Genomic DNA, 26,985 nt, shown 5'->3' on the forward strand with positions numbered 1-26,985 from the left:
ACCCCGATAGCTGCCCGATTCAGCGCAAAGGTGACCCAACTCACCGCGGGCGGACGATTCCAAGGAAGCGGCGGCGTCGAGCGCCTAAGCTGAGGCACGCCCGGAACCGGGCGGTGGGTTCACCGAGAGGCCTGCGATCATGCGATTTTTTCGCCGCCTGACCAGCACCTTGGCGGTTGCCTCCTTGCCGCTGGCGGGGGCGGCCCTGGCCACGTCCGCGATCAGCTCCGCGGGCTGCGATCCGAATTGGTCACGCAACGCGTGGACCGGCGAGTGCCATCCGCAGCCGGCGCCACCGAACTGGTACGTGGTGCGCCCCGCTTATGCACCGCCGTACGCACCGGTGGACGTACCACCGCCGCCTCCCCCGCCGCCCTGGGCTCAGAAAATGCAGCCCAGATGGGACGAGGGCAGCCAACGTTGGTTTTGGGCCGGGATCTGACGGCGCCGCAGCCTAATTCACAACTTCCGGATACCGCGCAACACCTTTGCGAACGGACCGCCGGCCGCGAGGCCGCGGCGAAGACTCGGCTGCAGCGTGCTCAGGTTCATCAGCACCGGATAGCTCAGCCCGTGATCGCGCCAGTCCGCGAGCTGCTCCACGATCTCGTCGTGAGTTCCCTGTAGGCAGGCATCTTTCAGCAAGGACAGTGGAACGTCCGCGGTGTATCTGAGCACCGATTCTTCGTCGAAGACCTGCGGGATGATGTCCTGAGAACCGGTGAAGTCGTCGCCGAGTGGGTGCGACACCCCGTGCCGCTTCCACAATTCCGCCGGAGCGTTCAGCGCGAACGTCTTCATCGCCGTCGACTCCAAGGCCTCGTCGATCTCCCCTCGGCTACGTCCAGTCACCGTGAAGAACATCATCGCGGCGCCGATCGACGCCGGATCCCGTCCGGCATCCGAGGCCGCCGTCCGAACCTCGTCCATGCCGCGCGCGTAGTCCGCGGGCGCGAACACCGCTGCGGGAAACCATGAGTCGGCGTAGCGCCCGGTGGCACGCAGCATGCGGGGCCCGTGCGAGGCGATCCAGATTTCGGGCCACCGGCCGCGATACGGCCACAGGTCGAACACCGCATTGCGCAGCGGGAAGAACGGCGAATCACGCGTGACGAGTTGCCCGCCGGAATTCCACAGCGCCCGGATGGTGGCCAACGCCTCTTCAAAGCGAGCCACCGGGCGTGACCACTCGACTCCGTAGGGCTCGTTGCCCTCGCGCTCGCCGGTACCGATGCCGAGGATGGCCCTGCCTCTGGTCAGCAGGTGCAGCGTCGCGGCAGCCTGCGCGGTGACCGCCGGGGTGCGCCGACCCGTGTCGGTCACTCCGATGCCAAGGCGCATGCGCCCCAGCCGATTTCGCGCCGCCAGATGCCCGAGCACAGTCCACGGTTCGAGGTTCGCGTCGACCTTGGGCGTCAGTCGTGCCGCACCGATGTATTTCGGTTGCGCCATCGAGCGGGGGAACAACGAATTCAAGTGGTCGGTGAGCCAGAACGAATCCGCGCGGGCCGCTACCGCGGACAGATAGCTGCTTCGCGTCACCGCCATCGGCGAAAACCGCATGGGCAGCGCCTGCGCCGCCAAACCGACCTTCACCGTTGACCCCCGACGGTCGTCGACCTACTGCTGCGCACCGCCCGATGCTCCCACCCCGTCTGTGCCGGGCTGAGGCTGGCCTGCGTTCACCCGCTGGAGGTATCGCGGGCAGTAAGCACTGGCGGCGATGGCGGTGAACTTGGCGGCGTTGACGGTGTTGGTTCCCGAATTCTGCTGCAGCACAAGCTGAACCACCTCCAGCTGTGACTTGCCCTGATCGAGCAAGCCGCAGGCCGCCTTGGCCGCTTCGACCGCATTTTTGGGATCGTTGAAACTGATGCCCGCTTTGGTCAGCGCGTCGACAAAACTTGCATCGACGTTCGGATCGGCATGGGCTGACACCGAGGCGCCGCCCAGTGCCACGGCGATGCCGAACAGGACGAACAGACGTCTCATCGATCCATCATCGTCCACGCTGGCGTCGTGACACTCAGCCCGCGGGCGCTAGCGCGGGATTCGGCGCAGACGGTTGGGCGGCGTGCAGGTGCTGTGGGCAGTACGCGCTCTCGGCGATCGCCGTGAACTGCGCGGCTCTGTTCGTGTCCAGACCCGGGTTCTGCCTACTCACGAGTTCGACCACGTCGAGTTGAGGCCGACCCTGATCCATCATTCCGCAGGCCGACTTGCCGGCCTTGATCGCGCCGCTCTCACTCTTGATGGTGATGCCCGCCTTGATGAGCGCATCGAGAAAGCTCGCGTCCAGCCCCGGGTCGGCGCCGGCCGGGCTGGGCTGCGCCAGCGCGGCCAGACTCAGCGCGGCAGCCCCCACCACCCACTTCACCCGAGGTGTCATCGGTACATCGTCGCGCATCCGGACGCCTTTGTCGCGATTACCGAATCGCCCCATCGACCGCGCTGCCCTGACAAGATCGGACAAATGGCCGACCGAATCGAAGTCCAGCGCACCATCAGCGCCCCGCCAGCCGACATCTTCGCCGTGCTCTGCGATCCCCAGGGTCACGTCGCCATCGACTCCTCCGGCATGCTGCAGGACGCCGATGGCACAGCGGTCGCCGCGGCCGGGGACAGTTTTGTCGTCCACATGGATCGGGAAGCGCTGAACGACTTTCCGGAACTCGGCAGATACGACGTCACCGTCACGATCCGCGATTTCGATAAGGATCAGCTGATCGCCTGGACGGTGCTGGGTCAGATCCGCCCGCAGATCGGCCATGTCTACGGCTACCGGCTCGAACCCGACCAGCAGGGCAACGGCACGCTCGTCACGTCGTTCTACGACTGGTCGGACATCGACGAAAAGTGGCGTGAGGCAGGCATTTTCCCGGTCATCTCGGAAGGCGCACTGCGGGCGTCGTTGGGCATCCTGGACCGCACGGTACGGCGCGGGTACCCGAAGGGCTGACCTCGTCGCGTCAACTCCGGGTTGACGCACGACTGCCGTCAACCTAGTGTTGACGCCATGGCGCAAGTTCAGCCCGTCCGCCTCGACGAGATGATCAACACGATCAAGAACGTGCACACCGACGTGCTCGACCAACTCAGCGACGCGGTGCTGACGGCCGAGCATCTCGGCGAGGTCGCCGACCACCTGATCGGTCATTTCGTGGACCAGGCGCGGCGGTCCGGCGCGTCATGGACCGACATCGGCAAGAGCATGGGCGTGACCAAGCAGGCCGCCCAGAAGCGCTTCGTGCTGCGCGCCGAGACCACGACCCTCGATCCGAACGGCGGCTTCGAGCGCTTCACCCCCCGCGCCCGCCAGTCCGTGATCGAGGCCCAGAAGGCGGCCCACGAGGCCGGCAACAACGAAATCACGCCCGATCACCTGATTCTCGGGATGTTGAGCGACCCCGACGCTCTGGTCACCAAGCTGATAAGGGCCCAGCGCGTCGACCCGGAATCGCTGCGCACGTCCATCACGCTGCCGCCCGCGGCCGACAAGATGCCGGCGCTGATCCCGTTCAGCGGCTCGGCACGCAAAGTTCTCGAGCTGACATTCCGCGAAGCACTTCGCTTGGGCCACAACTACATCGGGACCGAGCATCTGCTGCTCGCCTTGCTGGAGCTCGAGGACGGTGACGGTCCGCTACATCGGGCCGGCGTCGAGACAGATCTGGCCGCCGCGTTGCAGGCGCTGGCCGCCCGCACGAAACCCTGAGGGTTGTACAACCCGACAACGTGAGCTGCGCGGTGTGCCATCATGCGATGGTCGTCGAGGAGGAAAGATGCGCCGCTATCTGGTTGTCGTGATCACTGTCATCGCGGCCACGTTCATCGCGGTACCCCGCGCGTCCGCAGGCGACGCACCGATCGGTCATCTCGGTGACACGCTGCGGGTCGACACCGGAAAGATGGTCGCCGACGTCACGGTCAGCAGCGTGCAACCGGTAGACCCGCCACCGGGTTTCGGCTACAACCGAGTCGGCGTGCCGGTCAAGAGCTTCCCGAACAGCGCCGTGATGCGCGCCGACGTGGCGATCCACGCGGTGCGGATGCCGAACCCGTACCAGATGGCCACCGACTTCACCTTCGACGGCGTCACCCCGTTCGGCGACGCGTACAAATCCCGCGCGTCGGACGCCCCCGACGCACTCGACGCGGTGCTGACGAATGCACCCGCAGGTGCCATCGTTCGCGGCGGTGTCTATTGGGAGGCTTACCGCGATCCGGTCTCGACGGTGGTTCTGCTGGACAAGAAGACGGGCTACCACCTCGCACAGTGGAACCTGTAGCTCGTCTCGCCACCCCGGGTTCCATCGACGCTGTCGAGCTCGCGGCCGTCGCCGCAAAGACCTTCCCGCTGGCCTGCCCTCCGTCGGTCGCGCTCAACGACATCGCCGCCTTCATCGACGCCCAACTCTCCGATACACGTTTCGCCGAGTACCTCGCCGACCCGCGGCGGCTGATCTTCACCACCGCCGAGGAGGGCCGGATTACCGGGTACGCCATGCTGATCGAGGGTGGGCCCGACGACCCCGACGTCCAGCAGGCGGTGAGCATCCGGCCCGCGATCGAGCTCTCGAAGATGTACGTGCTTGCGGCCCAGCACGGCTCGGGCGCGGCGGCGGCGTTGATGCACGCCGCACTGACCGCGGCATCAGACCGCAGCGCCGGATGCGTATGGCTCGGTGTCAATCGGAAAAACCAACGCGCTCAACGGTTTTACACGAAGAGCGGCTTTACCGTCAGCGGCGGCAGGACTTTTCGGCTGGGCGACCACACCGAGAGCGACTATGTGATGGTTCGCCCGTGTTGAGGGCCGGCGCCGGCACTGAGCGCCAGCAGCCGCGAGGTGGCGCGCAGATATTTCTTACGGAAGCCGCCGCCCAGCATCTCCGGGCTGAAGACGCGGTCCAGCGCCTCGCCTGAGGCGAACACCGGAATGCCGGCGTCGTACAGCCGATCGGTGAGCGCCACCAGCCGCAGGGCCACGTTCTGATCCTCGACTGCGTGCACGCCGGTCAGGCAGACCGCCGTCACTCCGTCGATCAGCGACAGGTATCGAGAGGGGTGCATGGTGGCCAGATGGGCACAGAGCTCGTCGAAGTCGTCGAGGGTTGCGCCAGTCACCCTCACGGCGTGGCCGGCGACCTCCTCGTCGGACGGCGGTGGAGCCGCAGGCGGCAGGGAGCGGTGCCGGTAGTCGGTCCTTCGATCCGGACCACGTCGAAAATTGCTGCCAGCGTGCTGATTTCGCGCATGAAGTCCTGAGCGGCGAATCGCCCCTCACCGAGCTGCTCGGGCAACGTGTTGGAAGTGGCCGCCACCGAGACACCGCGCTCGACCAGCTGGGAGAGCAGCCGGGAGATCAGCGTGGTGTTGCCCGGATCGTCGAGCTCGAATTCGTCGATGCACAGCAGGATGTGATCGCCCAGCAGGTCCACGCATTCGGCAAAACCGAACACCCCGGACAGCTGGGTGAGCTCCATGAACGTCGCAAAGGCCTTCGGATGTTCCACACTTTCGGGTAGCCGGCGATAAGCGGCAGCCAGCAGGTGCGTTTTCCCCACGCCGAATCCGCCGTCGAGATACAGGCCGACACCCGGAAGCCGCTCGCGGCGACCGAACAACTTCTTGCGGCCGCCGCGCCGCTCGGCGGCGCGGTCGCAGAAGCGCCGGCAGGCATCGACAGCGGCCGTTTGAGTCGACTCCGACGGGTCCGGGTGATAGCTGGCGAAACTGGCGTCCGCGAACGTCGGCGGCGGTGTCAGCTGAGCAACCAGCCGCTCCGGTGACACCGTCGGCTGCCGGTCGACCAGCCGAGCAACCCCGTGCATGCCCGCACCCTAGCGACGTGCTGCAATCAATCGCATGGCCGACCAATCAGCTGACGACTCCAGCGCGGTCCAGATGCGTCTGCTCGGCTCCTCCCGCGACGTCGGCGCCGGCGACCTGCCGGCGCTGTACGCCTACCCGGCCGAGCACGCGGGCGTCTGGCTGCGGGCGAATTTCATCGCCAGCCTCGACGGCGCCGCGACCTTCGCCGGCAAGTCCGGCGAGCTGGGTGGTGACGGCGATCGGGCGGTGTTCGACGCCCTGCGGGAAGTGGCCGACGTGATCCTGGTCGGCGCCGGCACTGTCCGCACCGAGGGCTATGCCGGGGCGCGGCCGACCGTAACTCAGCGTCAGCGCCGACAGGAACGCGGCCAGAGCGAAGTGCCGCAGCTGGCGATCGTCTCCAATTCCGGCCGGCTGGACCGGGACATGCCGGTCTTCACCCGGACCGAGGTGGCACCGCTGGTGTGCACGTGCACAGCGGCGCTGGCGCAGACCCAGCAGACGTTGGCCGGCCTCGCCGACGTGGTCGACTGCTCGACCAACGACTCCAGCCAGGTCGACTCGGCCGCCGTACTCAAAGTGCTGGCCGACCGGGGCCTGCCGCGGGTGCTCACCGAGGGTGGCCCGAGGCTGTTCAGCTCGTTCGTCGACCATGATCTGCTCGACGAGTTGTGCCTGACGATCGCGCCGAGCCTGGTCGGTGGCAAGGCCGGACGAATCGCGACCGGATCCGAGCAGGTATTGACCGCGATGCGGCGCGCGCACATCCTCACCGACGACGACGGTTACCTCTACACGCGATACGTGCGGCGTCCTGCCGGCGCCTGACGGCCCGTCCGGCAATCGATTCGACCTGCCAATCGCTACTGTGGTCGGCATGACCAGGAGCGCCACGCTCGCCACGACGCTGATCGTGGTGACCGCACTGTTGACCGGTTGCGCGCCCGGTTTGGCCGCCAATCCGCGTTTCGCCACCAATGCCGGCGCCCGCCCGCAGGGCAAGGCGACCAAAACCACCACGCCCAACGGGCCGCCGCCGATCGCGAAGCCGAAGAACGAGTTGGCCTGGCACGACTGCACTTCCAAGGAATTCGTCCAAGCCGCCGCGCCGGCACCCGTCGGCGTCAAGCTGGACTGCGCGACATACGACGCCGACCTCGACCCGGTGAACGGTGCGGCCGGTTCGCTCAACATCGGTGTGGTTCGCGCCCGTTCGGCAGCGACGCCCGACGACGCCGGTCCGGTGGTGTTCACCACCGGTTCGGATCTGCCGTCGTCGCTGCAGCTGCCGGTGTGGTTGGCCCGTTCGGGCGCCGACGTGCTCAAGCGCCATCCCATCGTCGCCGTCGACCGGCGGGGCATGGGGACCTCGAGCCCGGTGGAGTGTCTCGAGCAGTTCGATCGCCAGGAAATCCACGACCAGGCGCAGTTCGAGGCCGGCAATGACCCGGTCGCCAATCTCGCGGACGTCGTGCAGACCTCGACGACGAGTTGCACCGACACCATCGCGCCCGGTGATTCGGCCTACGACAACACCCACGCAGCGACCGACATCGAACGGTTGCGCAGCATCTGGGACGTGCCGGCGCTGGCGCTGATCGGCGTCGGCAACGGGGCGCAGGTGGCGCTGTCGTATGCGGGCTCGCACGCGGACAAGGTCGCCAGGCTGGTCCTGGACTCCCCGGTGGCCCTGGGAGTGGGCGCCGAGGCCGCGGCCGAGCAGAAGGTCAAGGGGCAGCAGGCGGCCCTGGACGCCTTCGCTGCCCAGTGCGTGGCGGTGAATTGCCCGCTGGGGCCCGACCCGAAGGGCGCGGTGAGCGAGTTGCTGGCCGACGCCAAGGCCGGGCACGGCCCCGCTGGCGCGTCGGTCGCGTCGATCGTCAGCGCGATCAGCACCTCGCTCGGCTACCCCACCGGAGACCGGGTCGGGACCACCAACGATCTGGCCGCCGCGCTGGCCAGCGCCCGGTCGGGCGACACTAATCTGCTGGCCGGGCTGATCAACCGGGCCGAAGGCACCACCGGCACCGACGGCCAGTTCGTCAACACCTGCAGCGACGCGGTCAACCGGCCCACCCCTGATCGGATCCGCGAGCTGGTGGTCGCCTGGGCGAAGCTCTACCCCCAATTCGGAGTCGTCGGCGCGCTCAATCTGGTCAAATGCGTCTCGTGGCCCAGCACGACACCGCCTCAGCCGCCGAAGAAGCTCGCGTTCAACGTGCTGCTGATGGGCGTTCAGGACGACCCGATCGTCGGGTCGGAAGGCGTGTCCGCCACTGCCGCCACCATCATCAACGCCACCGCGGCCAGCAAGCGCGTGATGTGGCAGGGCATCGGCCACGGCGCCAGCATCTACTCGTCGTGCACGGTGCCGCCGTTGGTCGGCTACCTCGACAGCGGCACGTTGCCGGCCACCGACACCTACTGTCCAGCCTGATTCAGCCCGCCTTATAAAGTGCGCTCGTGACCCGCGCCACGACGATGCAGAGCGAGACGACGAGCGATGAGGAGGAGTGGCGCAAATGACCCGCGCCACGACGATGCAGAGCGAAACGGCGAGCGATGAGGAGGAGTGGCGCAGATGAGCCGCGCCACGACGATGCAGAGCGAGACGACGAGCGATGAGGAGGAGTGGCGCAAATGACCCGCGCCACGACGATGCAGAGCGAGACGACGAGCGATGAGGAGGAGTGGCGCCCGTGACTGACGTCGACTCCCAACGCGGCGGGGTGCGCAGTTGGGCGCAGACCATTTTCGCTCCGCGCACCACGGCCCCAAGCACCGCGACCGTGCTGCGCTCCGCGCTGTGGCCGGTGGCCATCCTGGCGGTCATCCACCGCACGATCGTGGTCACCACCAACGGCAACATCACCGACGACTTCAAGCCGGTCTACCGCGCGGTGCTGAATTTCCGGCGCGGCTGGGACATCTACAACGAGCACTTCGACTACGTCGACCCGCACTACCTGTACTTCCCCGGCGGCACGCTGATCATGGCGCCGTTCGGCTACCTGCCTTTCGCCGAGTCGCGTTACCTGTTCATCGCGATCAACAGCGCCGCGATCGTGCTGGCGGGGTACTTGCTGTTGCGGATGTTCAAGTTCAGTCTGACGTCGGTCGCGGCCCCGGCCCTGCTGCTGGCGATGTTCTGCACCGAATCAGTAACCAACACACTGGTATTCACCAACATCAACGGCTGCGTCCTGCTGGCGGAAGTGTTGTTCCTACGCTGGCTGCTCGACGGCCGGACAAGCCGGCAATGGTGGGCCGGACTCGTCGTCGGCCTGACCTTCACGCTGAAGCCCGCACTGGCGCCGCTGCTGTTGCTGCCATTGCTGAACCGTCAATGGCGGACCCTGGTGCCGGCCACCGTGGTACCGATCGTGGTCAATGCGGCCGCTTTTCCGTTGATCAGCCATCCGATGGATTTCTTCAACCGCACGCTGCCCTACATCCTGGGCGTCCGCGATTATTTCAACAGTTCGATCGAGGGCAACGGCGTCTACTTCGGGCTGCCGTTCTGGCTGATTCACCTGTTGCGAATCCTGTTCACGCTGTTGGCCGTTGGCAGCCTGTGGCTGCTGTACCGCTACTACCGGACCCGCGACCCGCTGTTCTGGTTCACCACATCCTCGGGTGTGCTGCTGCTGTGGTCGTGGTTGGTCCTGGCCCTGGCCCAGGGCTACTACTCGATGATGTTGTTCCCGTTCCTGATGACGGTGGTGCTGCGCAACTCGGTGATCCGAAACTGGCCGGCCTGGCTGGGCATCTACGGATTCCTGACCATGGACCGTTGGCTGCTGTTCAACTGGATGAACGTCGGTCGGCCGCTGGAGTACCTCAAGATCACCTATGGCTGGTCGCTGCTGCTGATCGTCGTGTTCAGCGTGCTGTATTTCCGCTACCGCGACGCCAAGGCCGAAAACCGCTTGGACGAGGGCATCGACCCGGTCTGGGTGACGTCTTCCCAACCTCGCGCTAGCTTGGTGACATGACCTCTTCACCGGCGCCGAAGGTGCAGCTCAGTGACGACGAATGGCGCAAGAAGCTCAACCCCCAGGAGTTCGACGTGCTGCGCCGCGCCGGCACCGAGCGACCGTTCGTCGGTGAATACACCGACACCAAAACCGAAGGCGTCTATCAATGCCGGGCCTGCGGAGCCGAGTTGTTCCGCAGCACTGAGAAATTCGAATCCCATTGCGGCTGGCCGTCGTTCTTCGACCCGGCGGACTCCGACGCGGTGATTCTGCGTCCCGACCACTCGCTGGGTGCCATCCGCGTCGAGGTGTTGTGCGCCAACTGCCACTCCCACCTGGGCCACGTTTTCGAGGGCGAGGGCTACCCGACCCCGACGGATCAGCGTTACTGCATCAACTCGATTTCGCTGCGCCTGGTCCCGGCCGGTTCCTGACCTTCGCCCGATCAGCGGATGCCCGCCAATCCCGATCCCGGGCTGCTCGACGACCCCGTCTGGCATGCCCTGACGGGACCACATCGCCGATTCGCGACAAGCGTCACCCAACCGGCGCGGGCCTACCGATACCCCGTCGATGTGGCGCCTTTCGGCGCCCTGCGCGACGCTGACGATGGCCAGGCCTGGGCGGAACTCGCCGAACTGTCCGGACCTGACGGCCGCGCGGCCCTCGAAGCTCCGGACGTGGTCGGCGTTCCACAGGGGTGGACGGTGGTCACGGTGTTTCCGATCGCGCAGATGATCGCGCCTTCGGTCGCCCTCGCCGCCGCTTCTTGGACGGATTCCGTTGTGCCGCTGGACAAGCGCGATGCCGCGGAAATGGTGAAGCTGGCCGAACTCACCCGGCCGGGTCCGTTTTCGCTCTCGACCGTAGAGTTGGGCGGCTACCTTGGTGTTCGGCGCGGCAGACAGTTGGTCGCGATGGCCGGACGGCGTATGCACCTCCCCGGCTGGATCGAGATCAGCGCGGTATGCACTCACCCGGACCATCGCGGCCAAGGCCTGTCCCGGTTGCTGATGGCCGGCGTCGAGGCGGCGATCCGGCAGGAAGGTCAGCGCGCGTTCCTGCACGTGCTGCACGAAAACACCCGCGCCATAAGCCTTTATCGCGGGCTGGGCTTCACCGTCCGCGCCGAGATGGCGATGACCGTGGTCCGCCCGGTGGGCTAGTCCACCCGGGTGGCGTGCACTTCCCAGAACGGGGCGTGCACGCGGCCGTCGGTCAGCCACGGCTCGATGGCACGGAAGCGTTCGGCCACGGCGTCCATCTGGTCCGCCCGCTCCGGGGCGCGCCGCCGCATCTCCTCGAAATTGTCCGAGCTCATATTGATCTGGTAGGTCGTCGGCCCCAGGTAGGTGATGTCCCATCCGGCGTTCGGTAGCACATCGCGAAAGTCGGACTCCGACAGCGACCGGGGCATGAAGAACCCGTTCACGTTGCCGACACCGAACTCGAACATGTACAGCCGAGCACCGGGTTTCGTTGCCCGGTGCAGCGCCCGCGCATACGACCGCTGCAGTTCTGGTTCCGTCGAAAAGGTATGGTAGAAGGCGCAATCGACCACGGTGTCGAACCGAGCGTCCAGCCCGTCGAGCTTGGTCGCATCGGCCAATTGGAAGTTCACCGAGACCCCGGCCTTTTGCGCGTTCTCCCGGGCCCGTTCCAGGGCGGTCTCCGAGCCGTCGATCCCGGTGGCCGAATAGCCTTGTGAGGCAAGGTAGATCGCGTGGTGGCCGGGCCCGGTGCCCGGGTCGAGAACTTCGCCTTTGATGGCACCCAGCGCAACCAGTTGTCGCACCACCGGCTGCGGGCCGCCGATGTCCCACGGTGTGGCGGCCGGCAGGCCGTGCGCGACACGTTGGTCGCGGTACATCTCCTCGAACCGGGCGGGGTCGGTCGGATCGAGCGTCGTCATCTGGCGCCGCTCATCCTCATCGCTACGCTCTGAATCGTCACCGGCGGTTGTCATGTCTCCCCCTTCGTCGCTGAGCTCAGGGCAGCGAATTCACCAACTGCTCGACCGGCACCCGCGGCCCGGTGAAGAACGGCGTCTCCTCGCGGGTGTGCCGCCGCGCGTCGGTGGCCCGCAACTCGCGCATCAGGTCGACGATGCGGTGCAACTCCGGCGCTTCGAACGCCAGCAGCCACTCATAGTCGCCGAGCGCGAAGGCCGGCACGGTGTTCGCCCGGACGTCCTTGTATTCGCGGGCCGCCATGCCGTGTTCGGCCAGCATGCGTCGACGCTCCTCGTCGGGCAGCAGATACCACTCGAGGGACCGCACGAACGGGTAGACGCAGATGTAGTTGCCGGGTTCTTCGCCGGCCAGAAACGCCGGGATGTGGCTCTTGTTGAACTCGGCCGGGCGGTGCAGGGCGACACTGCTCCACACCGGCGTCGACGCCCGGCCCAGCGCGGTGGTGCGGCGGAAGTCGGAGTAGGTGGCCTGCAACGCTTCGACGTGTTCGGCGTGCGTCCAGATCATGTAATCGGCATCAGCGCGCAGGCCGGCGACGTCGTAGAGGCCGCGGACCACGACACCGTGCTCCTCGCGCTGCTTGAAGAAGGTCGCGGTCTCGTCGACCAGTGCCGCGCGGTCGTCACCCAGTTCTCCGGCGCGCACCGAGAACACCGAGAACATCAGGTAACGGACGGTCGAGTTCAGGGCGTCGTAGTCCAGGCGTGCCATGAGAACTATCGTGCCACGGGCGTTTCGACCGCACGGACGGCGGCGGCAGCAGCCCGCCCGGCGCCCCCGACGCAGGCCGGAACCCCGATCCCGTCGAGGTAACTACCGGCCACCTGGCAGGTGGGCGGCAGTCCGGCCCGCAGCTCCGCGATCACGTCCCGATGACCCGGCCCGTACTGGGGCATCGCATCCGGCCAGCGCTGGATGTGAACGTCCACCGGCTCGACCGCGAGCCCGAACACGGTCGACAGGTCCTCGATGCTCCAGGCCAGCAACTCGTCGTCGGAAGCACGGACCGCCAGGTCGTCACCGAAGCGTCCGAACGACAGCCGCAACAATTCCACGTCGGTGCGCCGGCCCCATTTCCGTGACGACAACGTGATTGCCTTGGCGTGCAAACGTTCTCCGCTGGCCACCAGCACCCCGGAGTTCTGCGGGAAGTCGATGCCGCGAGGCACGGCCATCGCCAGCACCGCCGAGGAGGCACTCTCGATCCGCCCGGCGGCCGCCGCGGTGCGCGGCGCGACGCGCTCGACCAGTCGGGCGAGGCGTGCGGCCGGGACGGCGAAGATCACCGCATCGGCCGTCCACTCCCCGCCGAGCTCGTCCCGCAACGTCCAGCCCTGCGGTGCGGCGTCGATGCCGTCGATCGCGGCGTGCACCCAGTCGACTCGGCTGCGACGGACCAGCTCTTCGACCAGGACGGTGTAGCCCCCGCCCACGGCACCGAAAATCGGGCCCGCGGTGGTGCTCGCCAGAGCCTGCTGGACCGCGTCGGTCACGCTCGTGGCACCGGCGTCGAGACCGGCCGCCAGCGTCGGCGCCGCGGCGCGGAGGCCGATGGTCGCCGCCGATCCGGCGTAGACCCCGCTGAGCATCGGGTCCACCGACCGCGCGACGACCTGCTCGCCGAACCGGTCGAGGAGGAGTTCGGCAGCGGCAGGGTCGGCGCCGGGTTGCCAACTCAGCGGCCGATCAGCCTCGGCGGCGATCTTGGCGAGCGTGGCGTCGTTGACCAGACCGGCCATCGACTCCGCCGACGACGGGATGCCGATGAGCGTTCCGGTCGGCAGCGGATGTAACCGGTCCTGGCTGTAGATCAGCGGACGCGCGCCGGTGGTGCCCAGTTGCTCGTTCGCCAAGCCCAATTCGCCGAGCAATTCCGGTATTTCGGGCCTCCGCACCACGAATGCCTCGGCGCCGACATCGACGGCGACTCCGCCGACCCGCTCGGTGCGCAGCACACCGCCGAGCCGGTCTGACGGGTCGAACAGTGTGATGGTCGCGTCGTCACCGGCGTTCTGACGCAACCGGTAGGCCGCAGTCAGGCCGGAAATTCCGCCCCCGACAACACAATACGATCGCTTGGCCGAAGTCATAGCGAATGGATCAGCGCTACCAGGTCGGTGATGATGCCGGGGTTGGTTTCCGGCAGGACGCCGTGGCCGAGGTTGAAGACGTGTCCGGATGCACCGGCGTCCACAGCCCGTCTTCCGTCGTCGACCACTGCGCGGGCGGCGTGTTCGACCGTCGGCCACCCGGCCAGTAACACCGCAGGATCGAGGTTGCCCTGCAACGCTTTTCCGGCCTCGACCCGGCCGGCCGCATCGACCAGTGATGTCCGCCAGTCGACGCCGACCACCGTCGCCCCAGCCGTCGACATCGCACCGAGCAGCTCGGCGGTGCCGACCCCGAAGTGGGTCATCGGGACACCACGGTCGGCCAGCGCGGCGAACACCCGCGAACTGTGCGGCAGCACCAGCCGGCGGTAGTCGGCCAGCGACAGCACGCCGGCCCAGGAGTCGAACACCTGGATCGCGTCCACCCCGGCGTCGAGCTGCACCCGCAGGAAGCCGATGGTCAGGTCGGTGAGCTTCTCCATCAACGAATGCCAGCACTGCGGCTCGGACAGCATCATCGCCTTGGTCTTGGCGTGGTTGCGACTCGGACCACCCTCGACCAGGTAGGACGCCAGCGTGAACGGTGCGCCGGCGAAGCCGATCAGCGGCACCTGACCCAACTCGTGCACCAGCAGCGAGACCGCATCCGACACCGGTTGCACGCCGGCCGGATCGAGTGGTCGCAGAGCGTCTACGTCGGCCGCGGTGCGCACCGGCGCCGCGATCACCGGACCCACGTCGGGCACGATGTCCACGTCGACCCCCGCACCGCGCAGCGGAACAACGATGTCGGAGAACAGGATTGCGGCGTCCACATCGTGGCGGCGGACCGGCTGCAGAGTGATCTCGGAGATCAGCTCGGCGTTGAAGCAGGCTTCCATCATGGTGTTCTGCTTGCGCAGCGCGCGGTACTCGGGCAGCGAGCGGCCGGCCTGGCGCATGAACCACACCGGCACCCGACTGGGCTTGCGGCCCGCGGCCGCGGCCAGATACGGCGACTCGGGAAGCGTGCGACGGTCACTCATCAGCATCAATGCTGCCACGACCGGCTGAGTGACGGGTGCGGCGGGCAGCGCGGCGCCCCGTGCGTAACCTCGTCGTCGGTAATGACAATGCGCCAGTCGTCAGGAGCCCGGATGCCCGTCAGCCACCCAGCCGTCAGCTACGACGAGTTCCCCAGCCTTCGCGTCGAGCGCGCCGAACACGGAGTGCTGCATGTCATCCTCGACTCCCCCGGACTCAACTCCGTCGGGCCGCAGATGCACCGCGACCTTGCCGACATCTGGCCCGCGATCGGCCGCGACCCCGACGTACGCGCGGTGCTGGTCCGCGGTGAGGGCAAAGCCTTCTCCTCCGGAGGCAGCTTCGACCTGATCGACGAGACCATCGGCGAGCACGAAAGCCGGATTCGGATCATGCGCGAGGCCCGCGATCTGGTGCTCAACATCGTCAACCTGGACAAGCCGGTGATCTCGGCGATCCACGGCGCGGCGGTGGGCGCGGGTCTGGTGGTTGCGCTGCTCGCCGACATCTCGGTGGCCGGACGCACCGCCAAGATCATCGACGGGCACACCAAGCTGGGTGTGGCCGCCGGTGATCACGCCGCCATCTGCTGGCCGCTGCTGGTCGGAATGGCAAAAGCCAAGTACTACCTGCTGACCTGCGCGCCGCTGTCCGGTGAGGAAGCCGAACGGATCGGGCTGGTGTCGCTGTGCGTGGACGACGGCGAGGTGCTCGAGACCGCGACGCGCATCGCCAACGAGCTGGCACAGGGCGCGCAGTCGGCGATCCGATTCACCAAGCACAGCCTCAACCACTGGTACCGGACCGCCGCGCCGGCCTTCGAAACCTCACTCGGCCTGGAATTCTTGAGCTTCAGCGGACCCGACGTGCTTGAGGGTCTGGCCGCCCACCGGGAGAAGCGGCCGGCCCGCTTCACCAGCGATTGAGCGCCCGGACGATGTCGCTTTCCTGCGCTGTCGCCGCGCCCCGGCCTCACGAACGGCGCGCCTGTGGCCGCGTGTCGCCGGATAGGTCTAGCGTCAAACGCTGTGAAATGCCCGCAACGCTGCGAAGCGGAGCGAAGCGACCAGGAGGAGCGGCGCCCATGACAGCAGCCGAGCCTGCCCCGTTTCGCGAGGCCGTGGAGGCGATGAGCGGGGCGAGCGTCCGTTCCGAGATCGAGTTGGGACCCATCCGGCCGCCGCAGCGCCTGGCCCCCTACAGCTACGCGCTCGGCGCCGAGGTCAAACGTCCCGAGGTCGACATCGTCCCGGAGCGCTCCGACGGTGACGCGTTCGGCCGGCTGATCCTGCTGTACGACCCGGAGGGTGCCGACGCCTGGGACGGCACCATGCGGCTGGTCGCCTACATTCAGGCCGACCTGGATTCCAGCGAGGCCGTCGATCCACTGCTGCCCGAGGTCGCGTGGAGCTGGCTGGTCGAGGCGCTGGACGCGCGCGCCGAGCAGGTCACCGCGCTGGGCGGCACGGTCACCGCCACCACCTCGGTGCGCTACGGCGACATCTCCGGACCACCGCGGGCTCACCAGCTGGAGTTGCGCGCGTCCTGGACCGCACTCACCACCGACATCGGCACCCACGTCGAGGCGTTCTGCGAGGTACTCGAGCACGCCGCGGGGCTGCCGCCGGTCGGGGTGACGGATTTGGGCACCCGGTCCCGCGTTTGACATGGCCACCGAGCCGACAGAAGCACCCCAAGACACGCCCGACGCCGCGGAACCTGACGTCACGCCGCTGCTGCATCCCGCCGACGGGGTGCCCGACCTCTCGGTGACCGCTGACGAGATCCAAGCCGCCGCAACCCTATTGGCTCAAGGACACGGCCCCTTCGCGGTGGACGCCGAACGGGCCTCGGGATTTCGTTACTCGAATCGCGCGTATCTGATCCAGATCCGGCGGGCCGGTGCGGGAACCGTGCTGATTGATCCGGTGAGCCACGGCGGCGATTCCCTCACCGTGCTGCGACCGATCGCGGACGTGTTGGCGGACGACGAGTGGATTCTGCATGCCGCCGATCAGGATCTGCCGTGCCTGGCCGAAGTCGGCATGCAGCCGCCGGCGCTCTACGACACCGAGTTGGCCGGCAGGCTGGCCGGATTCGACCGGGTCAACCTGGCGGCGATGACGCAACGGCTCCTCGGCGTCGGTCTGGCCAAGGGCCACGGCGCGGCGGACTGGTCGCGGCGTCCACTACCGGCCGCGTGGCTGAATTACGCGGCCCTCGACGTCGAGGTACTGATCGACCTGCGTGCGGCGATCGCGGGGGTGCTGGCCGAGCAGAACAAGACCGGTTGGGCCGCAGAGGAATTCGACTTCCTACGTTCTGGCGCAAGCCAGGGTCCGCCGACGACCCGTCGGGACCGCTGGCGACGAACGTCGGGCATCCACAAGGTGCGCAATCAGCGGGGGCTGGCCGCAGTCCGTGAAATGTGGACGATACGAGACGAAATCGCCCAGCGACGCGACATCGCGCCGGGCCGCATCCTGCCCGACTCCGCGATCATCGAGGCGGCAACCGTCGACCCCAAGACCCTGGAAGATCTGGTCGCCCTGCCGATCTTCGGCGGGAAGCGGCAACGCCGCAGCGCCTCCACCTGGCTGGCTGCGCTCAGGTACGCCCGCGAAAACCCCGGTCCGCCAGAGGAAGCCGAGCCGCCCAACGGCCCGCCGGCACCCGCGCGCTGGGCACGCCGACGGCCCGAGGCCGCCGTACGACTGGACGCCTCGCGCGCGGCGCTGCGCGACCTGTCGGAGCGGGTATCGGTGCCGACGGAAAACTTGGTCACGCCCGATTTGATCCGGCGCCTGTGCTGGGACTGGGAAGAACCCGTCGGCGACGTCGCAACGGCGATCGACGAATTTCTCGCTGCCGGGCAGGCCCGAAACTGGCAGCGCAAGTTGGCCGTTCCCGTGCTGGCTGCGGCGCTGCAATCGCCGGCGCCTACTCCAGACGCTCAGTGATCGCGGCGCCGGACTCGTCGCCTTCGCGCGTCAACGCCGCAATCCACCCGGTGATGCGGCGCGAGACGTGCTGATCGGTCAGACCGGCATCGGCGAGAATCTCACCACGCGATGCGTGGCTGAAGAACTCTTGCGGCAGACCGAGATCACGGCACGGCACGTCGATTTCGGCGGCCCGCAACGCGGCTGACACCGCCGAGCCGACACCGCCGGCCACGCCGTTGTCCTCCAGCGTAACGACCACCTTGTGAGCGACCGCCAACTCCGCCAGCACCGTCGGCACGGGCAACGCCCAGCGCGGGTCGACCACGGTGACACCGATGCCCTGGTCACGCAGGCGCTCGGCAACCGCCAAGGCCATCGACGCGAACGTGCCCACCGACACCAGCAACACGTCGGCGCTGAGACTTTCGGCGGGCAGCGCGAGCACGTCCACCCCTGAACGCCGCTCGATCGCCGGAATATCTTCTCCGACATCGCCTTTCGGGAACCTGATCACCGTCGGACCGTCGTCGACGGCCAGCGCCTCGCCCAGTTCCTCGCGCAGCCGGGCACCGTCACGGGGGGCTGCCACCCGAATGCCGGGAACGATGCCCAACATAGACATGTCCCACATGCCGTTGTGGCTGGCGCCGTCGCTACCGGTGACCCCGGCCCGATCGAGCACTACCGTCACGGGCAACTTGTGCAGCGCAACGTCCATCATGATCTGATCGAACGCGCGGTTGAGGAAGGTCGCGTAAATCGCGACGACGGGATGCATGCCGCCCATCGCCAATCCAGCCGCGGACGTCATCGCGTGCTGCTCGGCGATGCCGACGTCGAACATCCTGTCCGGGAAGCGATCTCCGAATGCGCTGAGCCCCGTTGGGCCGGGCATGGCTGCGGTGATGGCGACGATGTCGCGGCGCTTGGTCGCTTGTTCGATCAGCGACTCGGAGAAGGTCGCCGTCCAACTCGGCCCCGGGACCATGGTGGCAAGCCCGGTCACTGGGTCGATCACTCCACACGAGTGCATCTGGTCGGCCTCGTCGTCCTCGGCCGGCCCGAAGCCCCGGCCTTTCTGCGTCACGACGTGCACCAGCACCGGCCCGTGGAATCCGCGCGCCCTGCGCAGCGCGGCCTCGACAGCGTGTTCGTCGTGGCCGTCGACCGGGCCCATGTATTTCAGTCCGAGGTCGGTGAAGAGCAGCTGCGGCGAAAGTGCATCCTTCACACCGGCTTTGACACTGTGCATGAACTGATACGCCAGGTCACCGAAGACCGGCATGCCCCGCACCGCGCTGCGGCCGCGCTCGAGCAGGTTCTCGTAGCCGGGCTGCAGTCGCAGCATGGCCAGGTGGTTGGCCAGTCCGCCGAACGTCGGCGCGTAGCTGCGACCGTTGTCGTTGACGACGATCACCACCGGTCGGCGGGCCGCCGCGATGTTGTTCAACGCCTCCCAGCACATGCCGCCGGTGAGCGCGCCGTCACCGACCACAGCGACCACATGCCGGTTGCGATGCCCGGTGAGTTCGAAGGCCTTTGCCAGTCCGTCGGCGTAAGACAGCGCGGCGCTGGCGTGGCTGGACTCGACCCAGTCGTGCTCGCTCTCCGATCGCGACGGATAGCCGGAGAGCCCGTTCTTCTTGCGCAGTGTCTCGAAGTCCGCGGCCCGACCGGTCAACATCTTGTGCACGTAAGCCTGATGGCCGGTGTCGAAGATGATCGGATCGTGCGGCGAATCGAACACCCGGTGCAGCGCCAGCGTCAGCTCCACGACACCCAGGTTCGGCCCGAGATGGCCGCCCGTCGCCGCGACCTTGTGGATCAGGAATTCGCGGATCTCAATAGTCAGATCCTGAAGTTCGGCCTGCGAAAGGTGCTGCAGATCGGCGGGGCCACGGATCTGTTCAAGCATCCGTCCAGTGTACGCAGAACCCCCGGGCAGGCGCGCGGACCAGCGCGGATACTGCCGCGGCGCGCACCGGTCGCGCTCAGAAACAACACAGACAAGCCTGCTAATCTACGCTCCGGTGTGCCGGGAAGCCTGGTCGGCGTTGTTTCGCGCTGTTCGGGTCTTCCTGCTATTACGGGCTATTCGGGAGTGCGGCATGACTTGCAGGGTCGGCGCCACCGCGCGTAGCGGACGGACGTCAGAGTTCGACCGCGTCGCCAGTGCGACGCGCTCACTGGCCTCGGTGCTCATATCTTGAGGGCCGCCACCCCGTCCATGCCGAGCCACGCGCACGCCCAACGGCTGGACCGCCGATGAGCAGCGCCCTCTTCCACGCGATCTACGCGTCTACCGTCTTCGTCGTTTGCTATGTGCTGATCACCACCGAGCGGTTCAACAAGACCAAGGTGGCGTTGGCGGGCGCGACGCTGATGTTCTTCCTGCCGCTGATCAGTTCTGAAGACGTCTTCTACTCCCGCGACACCGGAGTCAACTGGGACGTTCTGTTCCTGCTGCTCGGCATGATGATCATCGTCAGCGTTGTGCGTCAGACCGGCGCTTTCGAATACGTTGCGATCTGGTCTGCCAAGCGCGCCAAGGGATCACCACTGCGGATCATGATTCTGCTGATCCTGGTCACCGCGCTGGGCACAGCCGTTCTGGACAACGTGACCACAGTGCTGTTGATCGCACCGGTGACCTTGCTGGTGTGCGATCGTCTCGCGGTCAACCCTGCGCCTTACCTCGTCATCGAGGCGATCGCCGCCAACATCGCTGGTGCGGCCACCCTGGTCGGTGACCCGACCAGCATCATCATCGGTACCGGCGCACACCTGACCTTCATCGAGTTCAGCGCCAATATGGCGCCGGCGGTCCTGCTCGTGCTTGTCGCGCTGATCGCCATGCTGCCGCGGCTCTACCCGGGCTTTTGGGTCGTCGATCCGGATCGGGCCGCCGACGTCATGTCGCTCAACGAACGCGAAGCAATCCGTGATTCGAAGCTGCTGCTGCAGTGCGGGATCGTGTTGACCGTGGTTTTCACTGGATTTGTGCTGCACAAGCAGATCCACATGGAGCCGTCCATGGTGGCGATGGCCGGGGCCGGCATCCTGATCGTGATCTCGGGGTTGGAACGCGAGTTCTACCTTGCCAGCGTCGAATGGGAGACGCTGCTGTTCTTCGCCGGACTGTTCGTCATGGTGGGGGCCTTGGTGCGGACCGGCGTCATCAAGGAACTGGCGAAAGTGGCCAGCGGATTCGCCCACGGCGATGCCTGGACCGCGACGCTGTTGATCCTCACAATCTCCTTCACGCTCGGCAGCTTCATCAACAATGTTCCCTACGCGGCCGCAATGACGCCGATCGTCGCGCAGTTCGCCGACTCCATTCCCGGGCACGCGGGATCCGGTGTGCTGTGGTGGGCGCTGCTGCTGGGCACCGTGCTCGGCGGCAACCTCACTCCGGTCGGCGCCAGCGCCAACATCGTCGCGGTCGGGATCGCCAAACGCGCCGGCCATCCGGTGTCGTTCTGGGACTTCACCAAACGCGGAGCGGCAGTGACGGCCGTATCGTTCGTTCTTTCTCTCGGCTACCTGTGGCTGCGCTACTTCTGATCGTAAGGTGGCCTAGTGCGAGCAGAGGACCTCGACGAGCAATTCCCCATCGTGGATGTGGGTTCAGACGCCCTGGACGCGGCGCGCATGATCGCCGAGCACCACCTGCCGGGCCTGATCGTCACCGACGCGTCCCAGAAGCCGTACGCGGTGTTGCTGGCCTCTGAGGTGCTGCACCTGATTCTGCCGCGTTACGTACAGGACGACTTGATGCTGGCCGGTGTCATGGGTGACGCACTGGGCGACTACGCGCAGAACCTGGCCGGCAAGACGGTAGGCGAGGTCGTCTCCACGCCACCGAAAAAACTGCCCTCGGTCGATGCGCGTGACGGTGTCATCAAAGTGGCCGCCGAACTGGCTCGTCTTCGGTGCCCGCTGATCGCGGTGACCAAGAACGGAAAGCTGCACGGTGTGATCACGGCCTCACGACTGTTGGCCGCTGCGCTCAAATCCTGAGTTCGCTTTGGCGCCGACGCTGCACGTTTGCCTGGTCGTTTCGAACGCAACCTGAGAAAGCCCTTACGCCAGTCCCGTTAACCGATTCCTCGAAGCAGACGTATTGTTGCGGTGTGCGGGCAGAGGATCTCGACGAGAAGTTCCCGGTAGTAAAAATCGACTCGAATGCGCTGGATGCTGTCCGTTTGCTCGCTGAGCACCGGCTGAACGGATTGGTGGTCGTCACCGACACCTCCGAGACGCCGTTCGCGGTGCTGCCAGCTTCGCAGGTGGTGCGTTTCATCGTGCCGGGCTACGTCCAGGACGACCCCGGGCTGGCCAGCGTGGTCACCGAGACGATGGCCGATCACGCGGCGGAGAAGTTGAGCGGCAAGACCATTCGCGAATTGCTGCCCAAACAGCGCCAGCACATCCCGGTCGCCGAGGCCGACGACACCATCATCGAGGTGGCCGAGGTCATGGCGCGACTGCGCAGCCCGTTGGTCGCCGTGGTCAAGGATGGAAAGCTGCACGGCGTGATCACCGCGTCCCGGTTGCTGGCCGCCGCCCTGAAGGAATGACCGGGCCGCGCCCGCAACCTCAGCACCCGTCCGGCTAGGCCGCGTCGATGATTTACTACGCGATCGCGGTGTTCGTCATCGCCTACGCGCTCATCATCAGCGAGCGTTTCAACAAGACCGCGGTCGCGCTTGTCGGCGCGGGCCTCGTGGTCTGCCTGCCGGTGATGGACTCCGCCGACGTCTTCTACTCCCAGGACAGCGGAATCGACTGGGATGTCATATTTTTGATGTTCGGCATGATGATCATCGTCAGCATCATGCGCCAGACCGGGGCCTTCGAGTACGCGGCGATCTGGGCGGTCAGACGGGCCAACGGCTCTCCTCTGCGCATCATGATTTTATTGATGCTGGTAATGGCCCTGGCATCGGCGATCCTGCCCAACGTCGTATCGGTGCTGCTGATCGCGCCGGTGACCCTGCTGGTGTGCGAGCGCCTGGAGATCAACCCGGTGCCGCTGCTGATCGCGGAGGTCTTCGCCTCCAATATCGGCGGCGCCGCAACACTGGTCGGTGACCCACCGAACATCATCATCGGGGCTCGTAAAGGGTTGTCGTTCAATGCGTTTTTCGTGAACATGGCACCGGTCGTGCTGATCGTCATGCTTGTTCTGATCGCCTTCGTGCCCGTGCTGTTTCGCGGTCTCGGCACCGTCGATCCCGCGCGCGTCGCCGATGTCGTCTCGATGGACGACGATGACGTGCTGCACGATCGCGGACTCTTGATCAAGTCCGGTGTCGTACTCGTAGCCGTCCTTGCCGGGTTCGTCGTCTCCCCGAACATCCACCTGGCGCCGTCACTGGTGGCACTGCTGGGCGCCGGCGCCCTGATCCTGTGGTCGCGGACCGACCAGTCCGACTACCTGGCCAACGTCGAGTGGGACACCCTGCTGTTCATCGTCGGCCTGTTCGTCATGGTCGGCGCCCTGCTGAAAACCGGCTTCATTGGCACCGTTGGACGACTGGCGGCCAGCGCGATCGGCGGCAACATGCTGTTGGCGACGATGCTGATCCTCGTCGTGTCGACCGTGGCCTCCGGCCTGATCGACAACGTGCCTTATATCGCGACCATGACACCGATCGTCGACCACCTGGCCTCGACGATGCCCGGTCAGTCGCATCACGATGTGCTGTGGTGGTCGTTGGCGCTCGGCGGCGACCTGGGCGGCAACCTGACCGCTGTCGGGTCCACCGCCAACATCGTGATGATCGGCATCGCGATGCGTTCCGGCAATCCCATCTCGTTCTGGGAATTCACCCGTAAAGGCATCGCGGCCACCGCACTGTCCACTGTGGTCTGCGCGCTGTATCTGTGGCTGCGGTATTTCGTGTTCGGCTAGCGGGTGATCAACGCGACGCACTCGATGTGGTGTGTCAGCGGGAACGAGTCGAACACCGAAAGCTTCTGCACCGTGTATCCGTGCCGCTGGTAGAGCCCGACGTCACGGGCGAATGATGCTGCCTCACAACCAATGTGGATGATACGCGGCACTCCCGCCGCGGCCAGCAGGTCGATCACCTCGCGACCGGCACCGCCGCGCGGGGGATCCAGCACGGCCACATCGGCGCGACCGCGCTGCCCGGCCAATGCCCGCCGCACCGAGTCGCTGACCACCCGCACCTGCGGGTATTCGGCCAGCGTCGCCCGGGCCGAACGCGACGCGGCCCGCGCGCTGTCGACGGTGAGTACCTGACCCGACTCCCCCACCGCGTCAGCCAGCACCGCGGCGAAAAGCCCTGCGCCGCCGTACAGATCCCACGTCGTCATGCCCGGATCGGGTCGGGCCCAGTCACTCACGAGCTCGCTGTAGGTGCGGGCCGCGTCGCGATGAGCCTGCCAAAAACCCGTCACCGGCACCTCCCAGCGATGCCGGCCGACCCGCTGCACACCCCGAAGTCCGCCCTCGACCACGTCGGTGACGTTGCGGTGGCCTTGGCGCACGGTTCGTGCCACATGTCGCCGGCCGTCGTCGTCGACGACGACGTGCAGATGCGCGCCGGGTGCCCACGCGGTGTCGGTCAGCCCGTCCGTCAATCCCGGCGGCAGCTGACCGCAATTGAGTTCGGCGACCAGATCATCGCTGCGGTACCGGTGGAATCCCGGGCGCCCATCGGGGCCCACATCGAGCCGGATCCGTGTGCGCCAGCCGGTGGACCCGGTCGATCCCAGCGGCAGGACTTCACCGCTCCACTGGTAATTACCCAGCCGCGCAAGCTGATTGGACACCACCGCGGCTTTCAGCGCACGCGCAGCGACCGGGTCGACGAACGCGAGGTCGCAGCAACCGGCTCCGTCGACGCCCGCGATCGGGCACAGCGACGCGGTGCGGTCGGCGGACGGATCGATCACCTCGATGGTTTCGGCGTGCCAATACGAACCTCGGTCGGAGGTGACCCGCACCCGCACCTGCTCACCGGGCAATGCGTAACGGACGAACACCACCCGGCCGTCGTGGCGCGCCACGCAGCTACCGCCGTTGGCCGGCGCACCCACGGTCAGCGTCAACTCGCCCAGCGCCGGCGGTGGCGCCGCAGTGGTCTCCGAGGTCAATCGAAGATCCCTCGACGCGCATCGCCGGGGGCCGCGTGCGGTTGCATCGTCTTGATCCGCTCCGACGAACTGAGTTGCCAGGGAACCGATGTCACCATCACCCCGGGCATGAACAGCAGCCGCCCCTTCAACCGCAACGCACTCTGGTTGTGCAGCACGTGCTCCCACCAGTGCCCGACCACGTATTCGGGCAGGAACACCGTCACCACGCTGCGCGGCGACTCCTTACTGACTCGCTTCACGTAATCCAGTATCGGACGGGTGATTTCGCGGTACGGCGAGGCGATGACCTTCAATGGCACGCTGAGCTTGCTGTCCTCCCAGCGGCGAACCAACTTGCGGGTGTCGGCGTCGTCGACGCTGACCGTGATTGCCTCCAGCACATCGGGTCTCGTCGCCCGCGCGTAGGCCAGCGCCCGCAGTGTCGGCAGGTGCAGCTTCGAGACCAGGACGATGGCGTGATTCTTGCTGGGCAGCACCACGTCATGGCCGTCGGCGAGCTGGTCGATTTCCCGGCTGACCGTGTCGTAGTGCTTCCGGATCATCTTCATCAGCGCGAAGAGCAGCACCATCGCTACGATCGCGATCCAGGCTCCGGCGAGGAATTTGGTGACCATCACGACCAGCAGCACAGTGCCGGTCGCCACGAATCCGATTGTGTTGACGACCCGGGACCGCATCATCCCCCTACGGACGACGGGGTCGGTTTCGTTGCGTAACAAGCGAGTCCAGTGCCGGACCATGCCGATTTGACTCAGGGTGAACGAAATGAAAACCCCGACGATGTACAGCTGGATCAGCGCGGTGACTTGCGCCCGGAACGCGATGATCGCGGCGAGAGCCGCGACGGCGAGGAACACGATGCCGTTGGAGAACGCCAGCCGATCGCCGCGGGTGTGCAACTGGCGGGGCAGATAGCTGTCCTGCGCGAGCACCGAGCCGAGCACCGGGAATCCGTTGAACGCGGTGTTGGCGGCCAGTACCAGGATCAGCGCGGTCACGACGGCTATCAGCAGGAAGCCGATGTGGAAGCTGCCGAAAACGGCTTGCGCGATCTGAGTGACGAGCGTCTTCTGCTGGTAGTCGCTCGGCGTGCCGGTGAGCTGTGCGGCGGGGTTGTCGACGATCTGCACGCGCGTCTCTTTGGCCAACAGGATGATGCCCACCAGCAGGCTGACGGCGATCGCGCCGAGCATCAGCAGTGTCGTCGCCGCATTGCGCGACTTGGGCTTTCGAAAAGCCGGCACCCCGTTGCTGATTGCCTCGACACCGGTCAGCGCCGCGCAGCCGGACGAGAACGACCGCGCCACCAGGAATGCCAGCGCGAAGCCGGTAATCGAACCGTGCTCGGCGTGCATCGTGAACCCGGCGGACTCGGCACGCAGCGGCTCGCCCATCACGTAGATCCGGATCAAACCCCAAACGAGCATCGCGCCGACGCCGACGATGAACGCATACGTGGGAATGGCAAAGGCCACACCGGATTCACGGATACCGCGCAGGTTGAGCGCCATCACGATCAAGATCGCGCTCACGCAGAAGAACACTTTGTGGCTGGCCACGAACGGGATCGCGGATCCGATGTTCGACATGGCCGACGCCGTCGAAACAGCAACCGTGAGAACGTAATCCACCATCAACGCGCTGGCCACGGTCAGTCCCGCGTTGGCCCCGAGGTTGGTGGTCACCACCTCGTAGTCACCACCACCGGATGGATAGGCGTGCACGTTCTGCCGGTAGCTGGCCACCACCACCAACATCACTGCCGCCACCGCGACGCCGATCCACGGCGTCAGCGAGTACGCCGCCAGACCAGCCACCGACAGCATCAGGAAGACCTCTTCGGGGGCGTACGCGACCGAGGAGAGCGCGTCGGAGGCGAACACCGGCAGCGCGATCCGTTTGGGCAGCAGGGTGTGGCTCAGCCGGTCGCTGCGAAACGGCCGGCCCAGAAGCAGTCGGCGCGTCGCAGTCGAAAGTTTGGACACGAGAG

25 protein-coding genes and 2 pseudogenes are annotated in these 26,985 nt (G+C 66.6%); 16 read left to right on the top strand and 11 right to left on the bottom strand.

What is annotated here, in order from left to right; translation table 11 throughout:
* Positions 1-459: 459 nt before the first annotated feature.
* Genes CYU59_RS27270 through CYU59_RS27280 form a run of 3 tightly spaced genes read right to left on the bottom strand, consistent with a single transcriptional unit; the run spans position 460 to position 2,407 of the window.
* Positions 460-1,563, bottom strand: coding sequence for an LLM class flavin-dependent oxidoreductase (locus tag CYU59_RS27270; RefSeq protein WP_293004438.1), 1,104 nt, complete (start codon positions 1,561-1,563; stop codon positions 460-462).
* Positions 1,564-1,620: 57 nt separating this feature from the next.
* Positions 1,621-1,992 (bottom strand): DUF732 domain-containing protein, encoded by a 372-nt coding sequence (locus CYU59_RS27275; RefSeq protein WP_293004398.1) that lies wholly within the window; start codon positions 1,990-1,992, stop codon positions 1,621-1,623.
* Between the two features lie 34 nt (positions 1,993-2,026).
* On the bottom strand, positions 2,027-2,407 hold the full coding sequence (locus tag CYU59_RS27280) for a DUF732 domain-containing protein (protein WP_293004399.1): 381 nt from the start codon (positions 2,405-2,407) through the stop codon (positions 2,027-2,029).
* 66 nt (positions 2,408-2,473) lie between these two features.
* Between CYU59_RS27280 and CYU59_RS27285 the strand changes: the two genes are divergently transcribed.
* From CYU59_RS27285 to CYU59_RS27300, 4 genes are all read left to right on the top strand, one after another.
* Complete coding sequence (locus tag CYU59_RS27285; protein WP_293004400.1) at positions 2,474-2,959, top strand: polyketide cyclase; 486 nt, start codon at positions 2,474-2,476, stop codon at positions 2,957-2,959.
* 57 nt (positions 2,960-3,016) lie between these two features.
* Positions 3,017-3,715, top strand: coding sequence for a Clp protease N-terminal domain-containing protein (locus CYU59_RS27290; RefSeq protein WP_293004401.1), 699 nt, complete (start codon positions 3,017-3,019; stop codon positions 3,713-3,715).
* A gap of 67 nt (positions 3,716-3,782) precedes the next feature.
* Positions 3,783-4,289: a hypothetical protein gene (locus CYU59_RS27295; RefSeq protein WP_293004402.1), complete on the top strand. Its 507-nt coding sequence runs from the start codon at positions 3,783-3,785 to the stop codon at positions 4,287-4,289.
* The gene (locus CYU59_RS27300) at positions 4,277-4,813 is read left to right on the top strand and encodes a GNAT family N-acetyltransferase (protein WP_293004403.1); all 537 of its coding nucleotides are present in this window, start codon (positions 4,277-4,279) and stop codon (positions 4,811-4,813) included. The genes CYU59_RS27295 and CYU59_RS27300 overlap by 13 nt, the downstream gene beginning before the upstream one ends.
* Here CYU59_RS27300 and zapE read toward each other — a convergent pair.
* A pseudogene (zapE, locus tag CYU59_RS27305) lies at positions 4,789-5,834 on the bottom strand (cell division protein ZapE). The gene CYU59_RS27300 and the pseudogene zapE sit on opposite strands and share 25 nt — an antisense overlap.
* 34 nt (positions 5,835-5,868) lie before the next feature.
* On the opposite strand from zapE, the gene CYU59_RS27310 reads away from it, so the two are divergent.
* The 5 genes from CYU59_RS27310 to CYU59_RS27330 all read left to right on the top strand — a co-directional run bounded on the left by CYU59_RS27310 (position 5,869) and on the right by CYU59_RS27330 (position 10,978).
* Entirely contained in the window at positions 5,869-6,663 is a 795-nt protein-coding gene (locus tag CYU59_RS27310) for a pyrimidine reductase family protein (RefSeq protein WP_293004404.1), read from the top strand.
* 49 nt (positions 6,664-6,712) lie between these two features.
* On the top strand, positions 6,713-8,272 hold the full coding sequence (locus CYU59_RS27315) for an alpha/beta hydrolase (protein WP_293004405.1): 1,560 nt from the start codon (positions 6,713-6,715) through the stop codon (positions 8,270-8,272).
* 253 nt (positions 8,273-8,525) lie between these two features.
* Positions 8,526-9,830, top strand: coding sequence for an arabinofuranan 3-O-arabinosyltransferase (aftC, locus tag CYU59_RS27320; protein ID WP_293004406.1), 1,305 nt, complete (start codon positions 8,526-8,528; stop codon positions 9,828-9,830).
* On the top strand, positions 9,827-10,246 hold the full coding sequence (gene msrB / locus CYU59_RS27325; RefSeq protein ID WP_293004407.1) for a peptide-methionine (R)-S-oxide reductase MsrB: 420 nt from the start codon (positions 9,827-9,829) through the stop codon (positions 10,244-10,246). Before aftC ends, msrB begins: the two co-directional genes overlap by 4 nt.
* An 18-nt stretch (positions 10,247-10,264) precedes the next feature.
* Positions 10,265-10,978: a GNAT family N-acetyltransferase gene (locus CYU59_RS27330; protein WP_293004408.1), complete on the top strand. Its 714-nt coding sequence runs from the start codon at positions 10,265-10,267 to the stop codon at positions 10,976-10,978.
* On the opposite strand, the gene CYU59_RS27335 is transcribed toward CYU59_RS27330, so the two are convergent.
* The 4 genes from CYU59_RS27335 to hemE form a co-directional block, all read right to left on the bottom strand.
* Positions 10,975-11,724: a class I SAM-dependent methyltransferase gene (locus CYU59_RS27335; RefSeq protein ID WP_293004439.1), complete on the bottom strand. Its 750-nt coding sequence runs from the start codon at positions 11,722-11,724 to the stop codon at positions 10,975-10,977. The two genes, CYU59_RS27330 and CYU59_RS27335, sit on opposite strands and share 4 nt — an antisense overlap.
* 76 nt (positions 11,725-11,800) lie before the next feature.
* Positions 11,801-12,496 carry a hydrogen peroxide-dependent heme synthase gene (gene hemQ / locus CYU59_RS27340; RefSeq protein ID WP_293004409.1) on the bottom strand — a complete coding sequence of 232 codons (696 nt, stop codon included), beginning with the start codon at positions 12,494-12,496 and terminating at the stop codon, positions 11,801-11,803.
* Between the two features lie 5 nt (positions 12,497-12,501).
* Positions 12,502-13,875, bottom strand: a complete 1,374-nt coding sequence (locus CYU59_RS27345; protein WP_293004410.1) for a protoporphyrinogen oxidase — start codon at positions 13,873-13,875, stop codon at positions 12,502-12,504.
* A complete protein-coding gene (hemE, locus tag CYU59_RS27350; protein WP_293004411.1) occupies positions 13,872-14,921 on the bottom strand; it encodes a uroporphyrinogen decarboxylase in 1,050 nt (349 codons plus the stop codon). The genes CYU59_RS27345 and hemE overlap by 4 nt, the downstream gene beginning before the upstream one ends.
* A 111-nt stretch (positions 14,922-15,032) precedes the next feature.
* Between hemE and CYU59_RS27355 the strand changes: the two genes are divergently transcribed.
* The 3 genes and pseudogenes from CYU59_RS27355 to CYU59_RS27365 all read left to right on the top strand — a co-directional run bounded on the left by CYU59_RS27355 (position 15,033) and on the right by CYU59_RS27365 (position 17,879).
* The gene (locus tag CYU59_RS27355; protein WP_293004412.1) at positions 15,033-15,845 is read left to right on the top strand and encodes an enoyl-CoA hydratase/isomerase family protein; all 813 of its coding nucleotides are present in this window, start codon (positions 15,033-15,035) and stop codon (positions 15,843-15,845) included.
* Positions 15,846-15,947: 102 nt separating this feature from the next.
* Positions 15,948-16,585: pseudogene (locus tag CYU59_RS27360) on the top strand (DUF3000 domain-containing protein).
* A gap of 1 nt (position 16,586) precedes the next feature.
* A complete protein-coding gene (locus CYU59_RS27365; RefSeq protein ID WP_293004413.1) occupies positions 16,587-17,879 on the top strand; it encodes a ribonuclease D in 1,293 nt (430 codons plus the stop codon).
* Here the strand turns inward: CYU59_RS27365 and dxs are convergent.
* Positions 17,860-19,779 (bottom strand): 1-deoxy-D-xylulose-5-phosphate synthase, encoded by a 1,920-nt coding sequence (gene dxs / locus CYU59_RS27370; RefSeq protein ID WP_293004414.1) that lies wholly within the window; start codon positions 19,777-19,779, stop codon positions 17,860-17,862. The two genes, CYU59_RS27365 and dxs, sit on opposite strands and share 20 nt — an antisense overlap.
* Before the next feature lie 350 nt (positions 19,780-20,129).
* On the opposite strand from dxs, the gene CYU59_RS27375 reads away from it, so the two are divergent.
* From CYU59_RS27375 to CYU59_RS27390, 4 genes are all read left to right on the top strand, one after another.
* On the top strand, positions 20,130-21,428 hold the full coding sequence (locus CYU59_RS27375) for an ArsB/NhaD family transporter (protein ID WP_293004415.1): 1,299 nt from the start codon (positions 20,130-20,132) through the stop codon (positions 21,426-21,428).
* 15 nt (positions 21,429-21,443) lie between these two features.
* Positions 21,444-21,884 carry a CBS domain-containing protein gene (locus CYU59_RS27380; protein ID WP_293004416.1) on the top strand — a complete coding sequence of 147 codons (441 nt, stop codon included), beginning with the start codon at positions 21,444-21,446 and terminating at the stop codon, positions 21,882-21,884.
* A gap of 113 nt (positions 21,885-21,997) precedes the next feature.
* Positions 21,998-22,444, top strand: coding sequence for a CBS domain-containing protein (locus CYU59_RS27385; protein WP_293004417.1), 447 nt, complete (start codon positions 21,998-22,000; stop codon positions 22,442-22,444).
* A 47-nt stretch (positions 22,445-22,491) separates the two neighbouring features.
* Entirely contained in the window at positions 22,492-23,781 is a 1,290-nt protein-coding gene (locus CYU59_RS27390) for an ArsB/NhaD family transporter (protein ID WP_293004418.1), read from the top strand.
* On the opposite strand, the gene CYU59_RS27395 is transcribed toward CYU59_RS27390, so the two are convergent.
* Together CYU59_RS27395 and CYU59_RS27400 are read right to left on the bottom strand one after the other, a co-directional pair.
* Positions 23,778-24,992: a TRAM domain-containing protein gene (locus CYU59_RS27395; protein ID WP_293004419.1), complete on the bottom strand. Its 1,215-nt coding sequence runs from the start codon at positions 24,990-24,992 to the stop codon at positions 23,778-23,780. The two genes, CYU59_RS27390 and CYU59_RS27395, sit on opposite strands and share 4 nt — an antisense overlap.
* Positions 24,989-26,980 (bottom strand): APC family permease, encoded by a 1,992-nt coding sequence (locus CYU59_RS27400; RefSeq protein WP_293004420.1) that lies wholly within the window; start codon positions 26,978-26,980, stop codon positions 24,989-24,991. Before CYU59_RS27400 ends, CYU59_RS27395 begins: the two co-directional genes overlap by 4 nt.
* Positions 26,981-26,985: the final 5 nt, after the last annotated feature.

The sequence above is a fragment of the Mycobacterium sp. genome, assembly GCF_002863225.1.
Classification (GTDB): Bacteria; Actinomycetota; Actinomycetes; order Mycobacteriales; family Mycobacteriaceae; genus Mycobacterium.

Excerpts from the sequence above, each read along its gene's own strand:
- CYU59_RS27270 (WP_293004438.1), bottom strand. The coding sequence starts at position 1,563 with ATGCGGTTTTCGCCGATGGCGGTGACGCGAAGCAGCTATCTGTCCGCG.
- CYU59_RS27275 (WP_293004398.1), bottom strand. The coding sequence starts at position 1,992 with ATGAGACGTCTGTTCGTCCTGTTCGGCATCGCCGTGGCACTGGGCGGC.
- CYU59_RS27280 (WP_293004399.1), bottom strand. The coding sequence starts at position 2,407 with ATGCGCGACGATGTACCGATGACACCTCGGGTGAAGTGGGTGGTGGGG.
- CYU59_RS27285 (WP_293004400.1), top strand. The coding sequence starts at position 2,474 with ATGGCCGACCGAATCGAAGTCCAGCGCACCATCAGCGCCCCGCCAGCC.
- CYU59_RS27290 (WP_293004401.1), top strand. The coding sequence starts at position 3,017 with ATGGCGCAAGTTCAGCCCGTCCGCCTCGACGAGATGATCAACACGATC.
- CYU59_RS27295 (WP_293004402.1), top strand. The coding sequence starts at position 3,783 with ATGCGCCGCTATCTGGTTGTCGTGATCACTGTCATCGCGGCCACGTTC.
- CYU59_RS27310 (WP_293004404.1), top strand. The coding sequence starts at position 5,869 with ATGGCCGACCAATCAGCTGACGACTCCAGCGCGGTCCAGATGCGTCTG.
- CYU59_RS27315 (WP_293004405.1), top strand. The coding sequence starts at position 6,713 with ATGACCAGGAGCGCCACGCTCGCCACGACGCTGATCGTGGTGACCGCA.
- msrB (WP_293004407.1), top strand. The coding sequence starts at position 9,827 with ATGACCTCTTCACCGGCGCCGAAGGTGCAGCTCAGTGACGACGAATGG.
- CYU59_RS27330 (WP_293004408.1), top strand. The coding sequence starts at position 10,265 with ATGCCCGCCAATCCCGATCCCGGGCTGCTCGACGACCCCGTCTGGCAT.
- CYU59_RS27335 (WP_293004439.1), bottom strand. The coding sequence starts at position 11,724 with ATGACGACGCTCGATCCGACCGACCCCGCCCGGTTCGAGGAGATGTAC.
- hemQ (WP_293004409.1), bottom strand. The coding sequence starts at position 12,496 with ATGGCACGCCTGGACTACGACGCCCTGAACTCGACCGTCCGTTACCTG.
- CYU59_RS27345 (WP_293004410.1), bottom strand. The coding sequence starts at position 13,875 with ATGACTTCGGCCAAGCGATCGTATTGTGTTGTCGGGGGCGGAATTTCC.
- hemE (WP_293004411.1), bottom strand. The coding sequence starts at position 14,921 with ATGAGTGACCGTCGCACGCTTCCCGAGTCGCCGTATCTGGCCGCGGCC.
- CYU59_RS27355 (WP_293004412.1), top strand. The coding sequence starts at position 15,033 with ATGCCCGTCAGCCACCCAGCCGTCAGCTACGACGAGTTCCCCAGCCTT.
- CYU59_RS27365 (WP_293004413.1), top strand. The coding sequence starts at position 16,587 with ATGGCCACCGAGCCGACAGAAGCACCCCAAGACACGCCCGACGCCGCG.
- dxs (WP_293004414.1), bottom strand. The coding sequence starts at position 19,779 with ATGCTTGAACAGATCCGTGGCCCCGCCGATCTGCAGCACCTTTCGCAG.
- CYU59_RS27375 (WP_293004415.1), top strand. The coding sequence starts at position 20,130 with ATGAGCAGCGCCCTCTTCCACGCGATCTACGCGTCTACCGTCTTCGTC.
- CYU59_RS27390 (WP_293004418.1), top strand. The coding sequence starts at position 22,492 with ATGATTTACTACGCGATCGCGGTGTTCGTCATCGCCTACGCGCTCATC.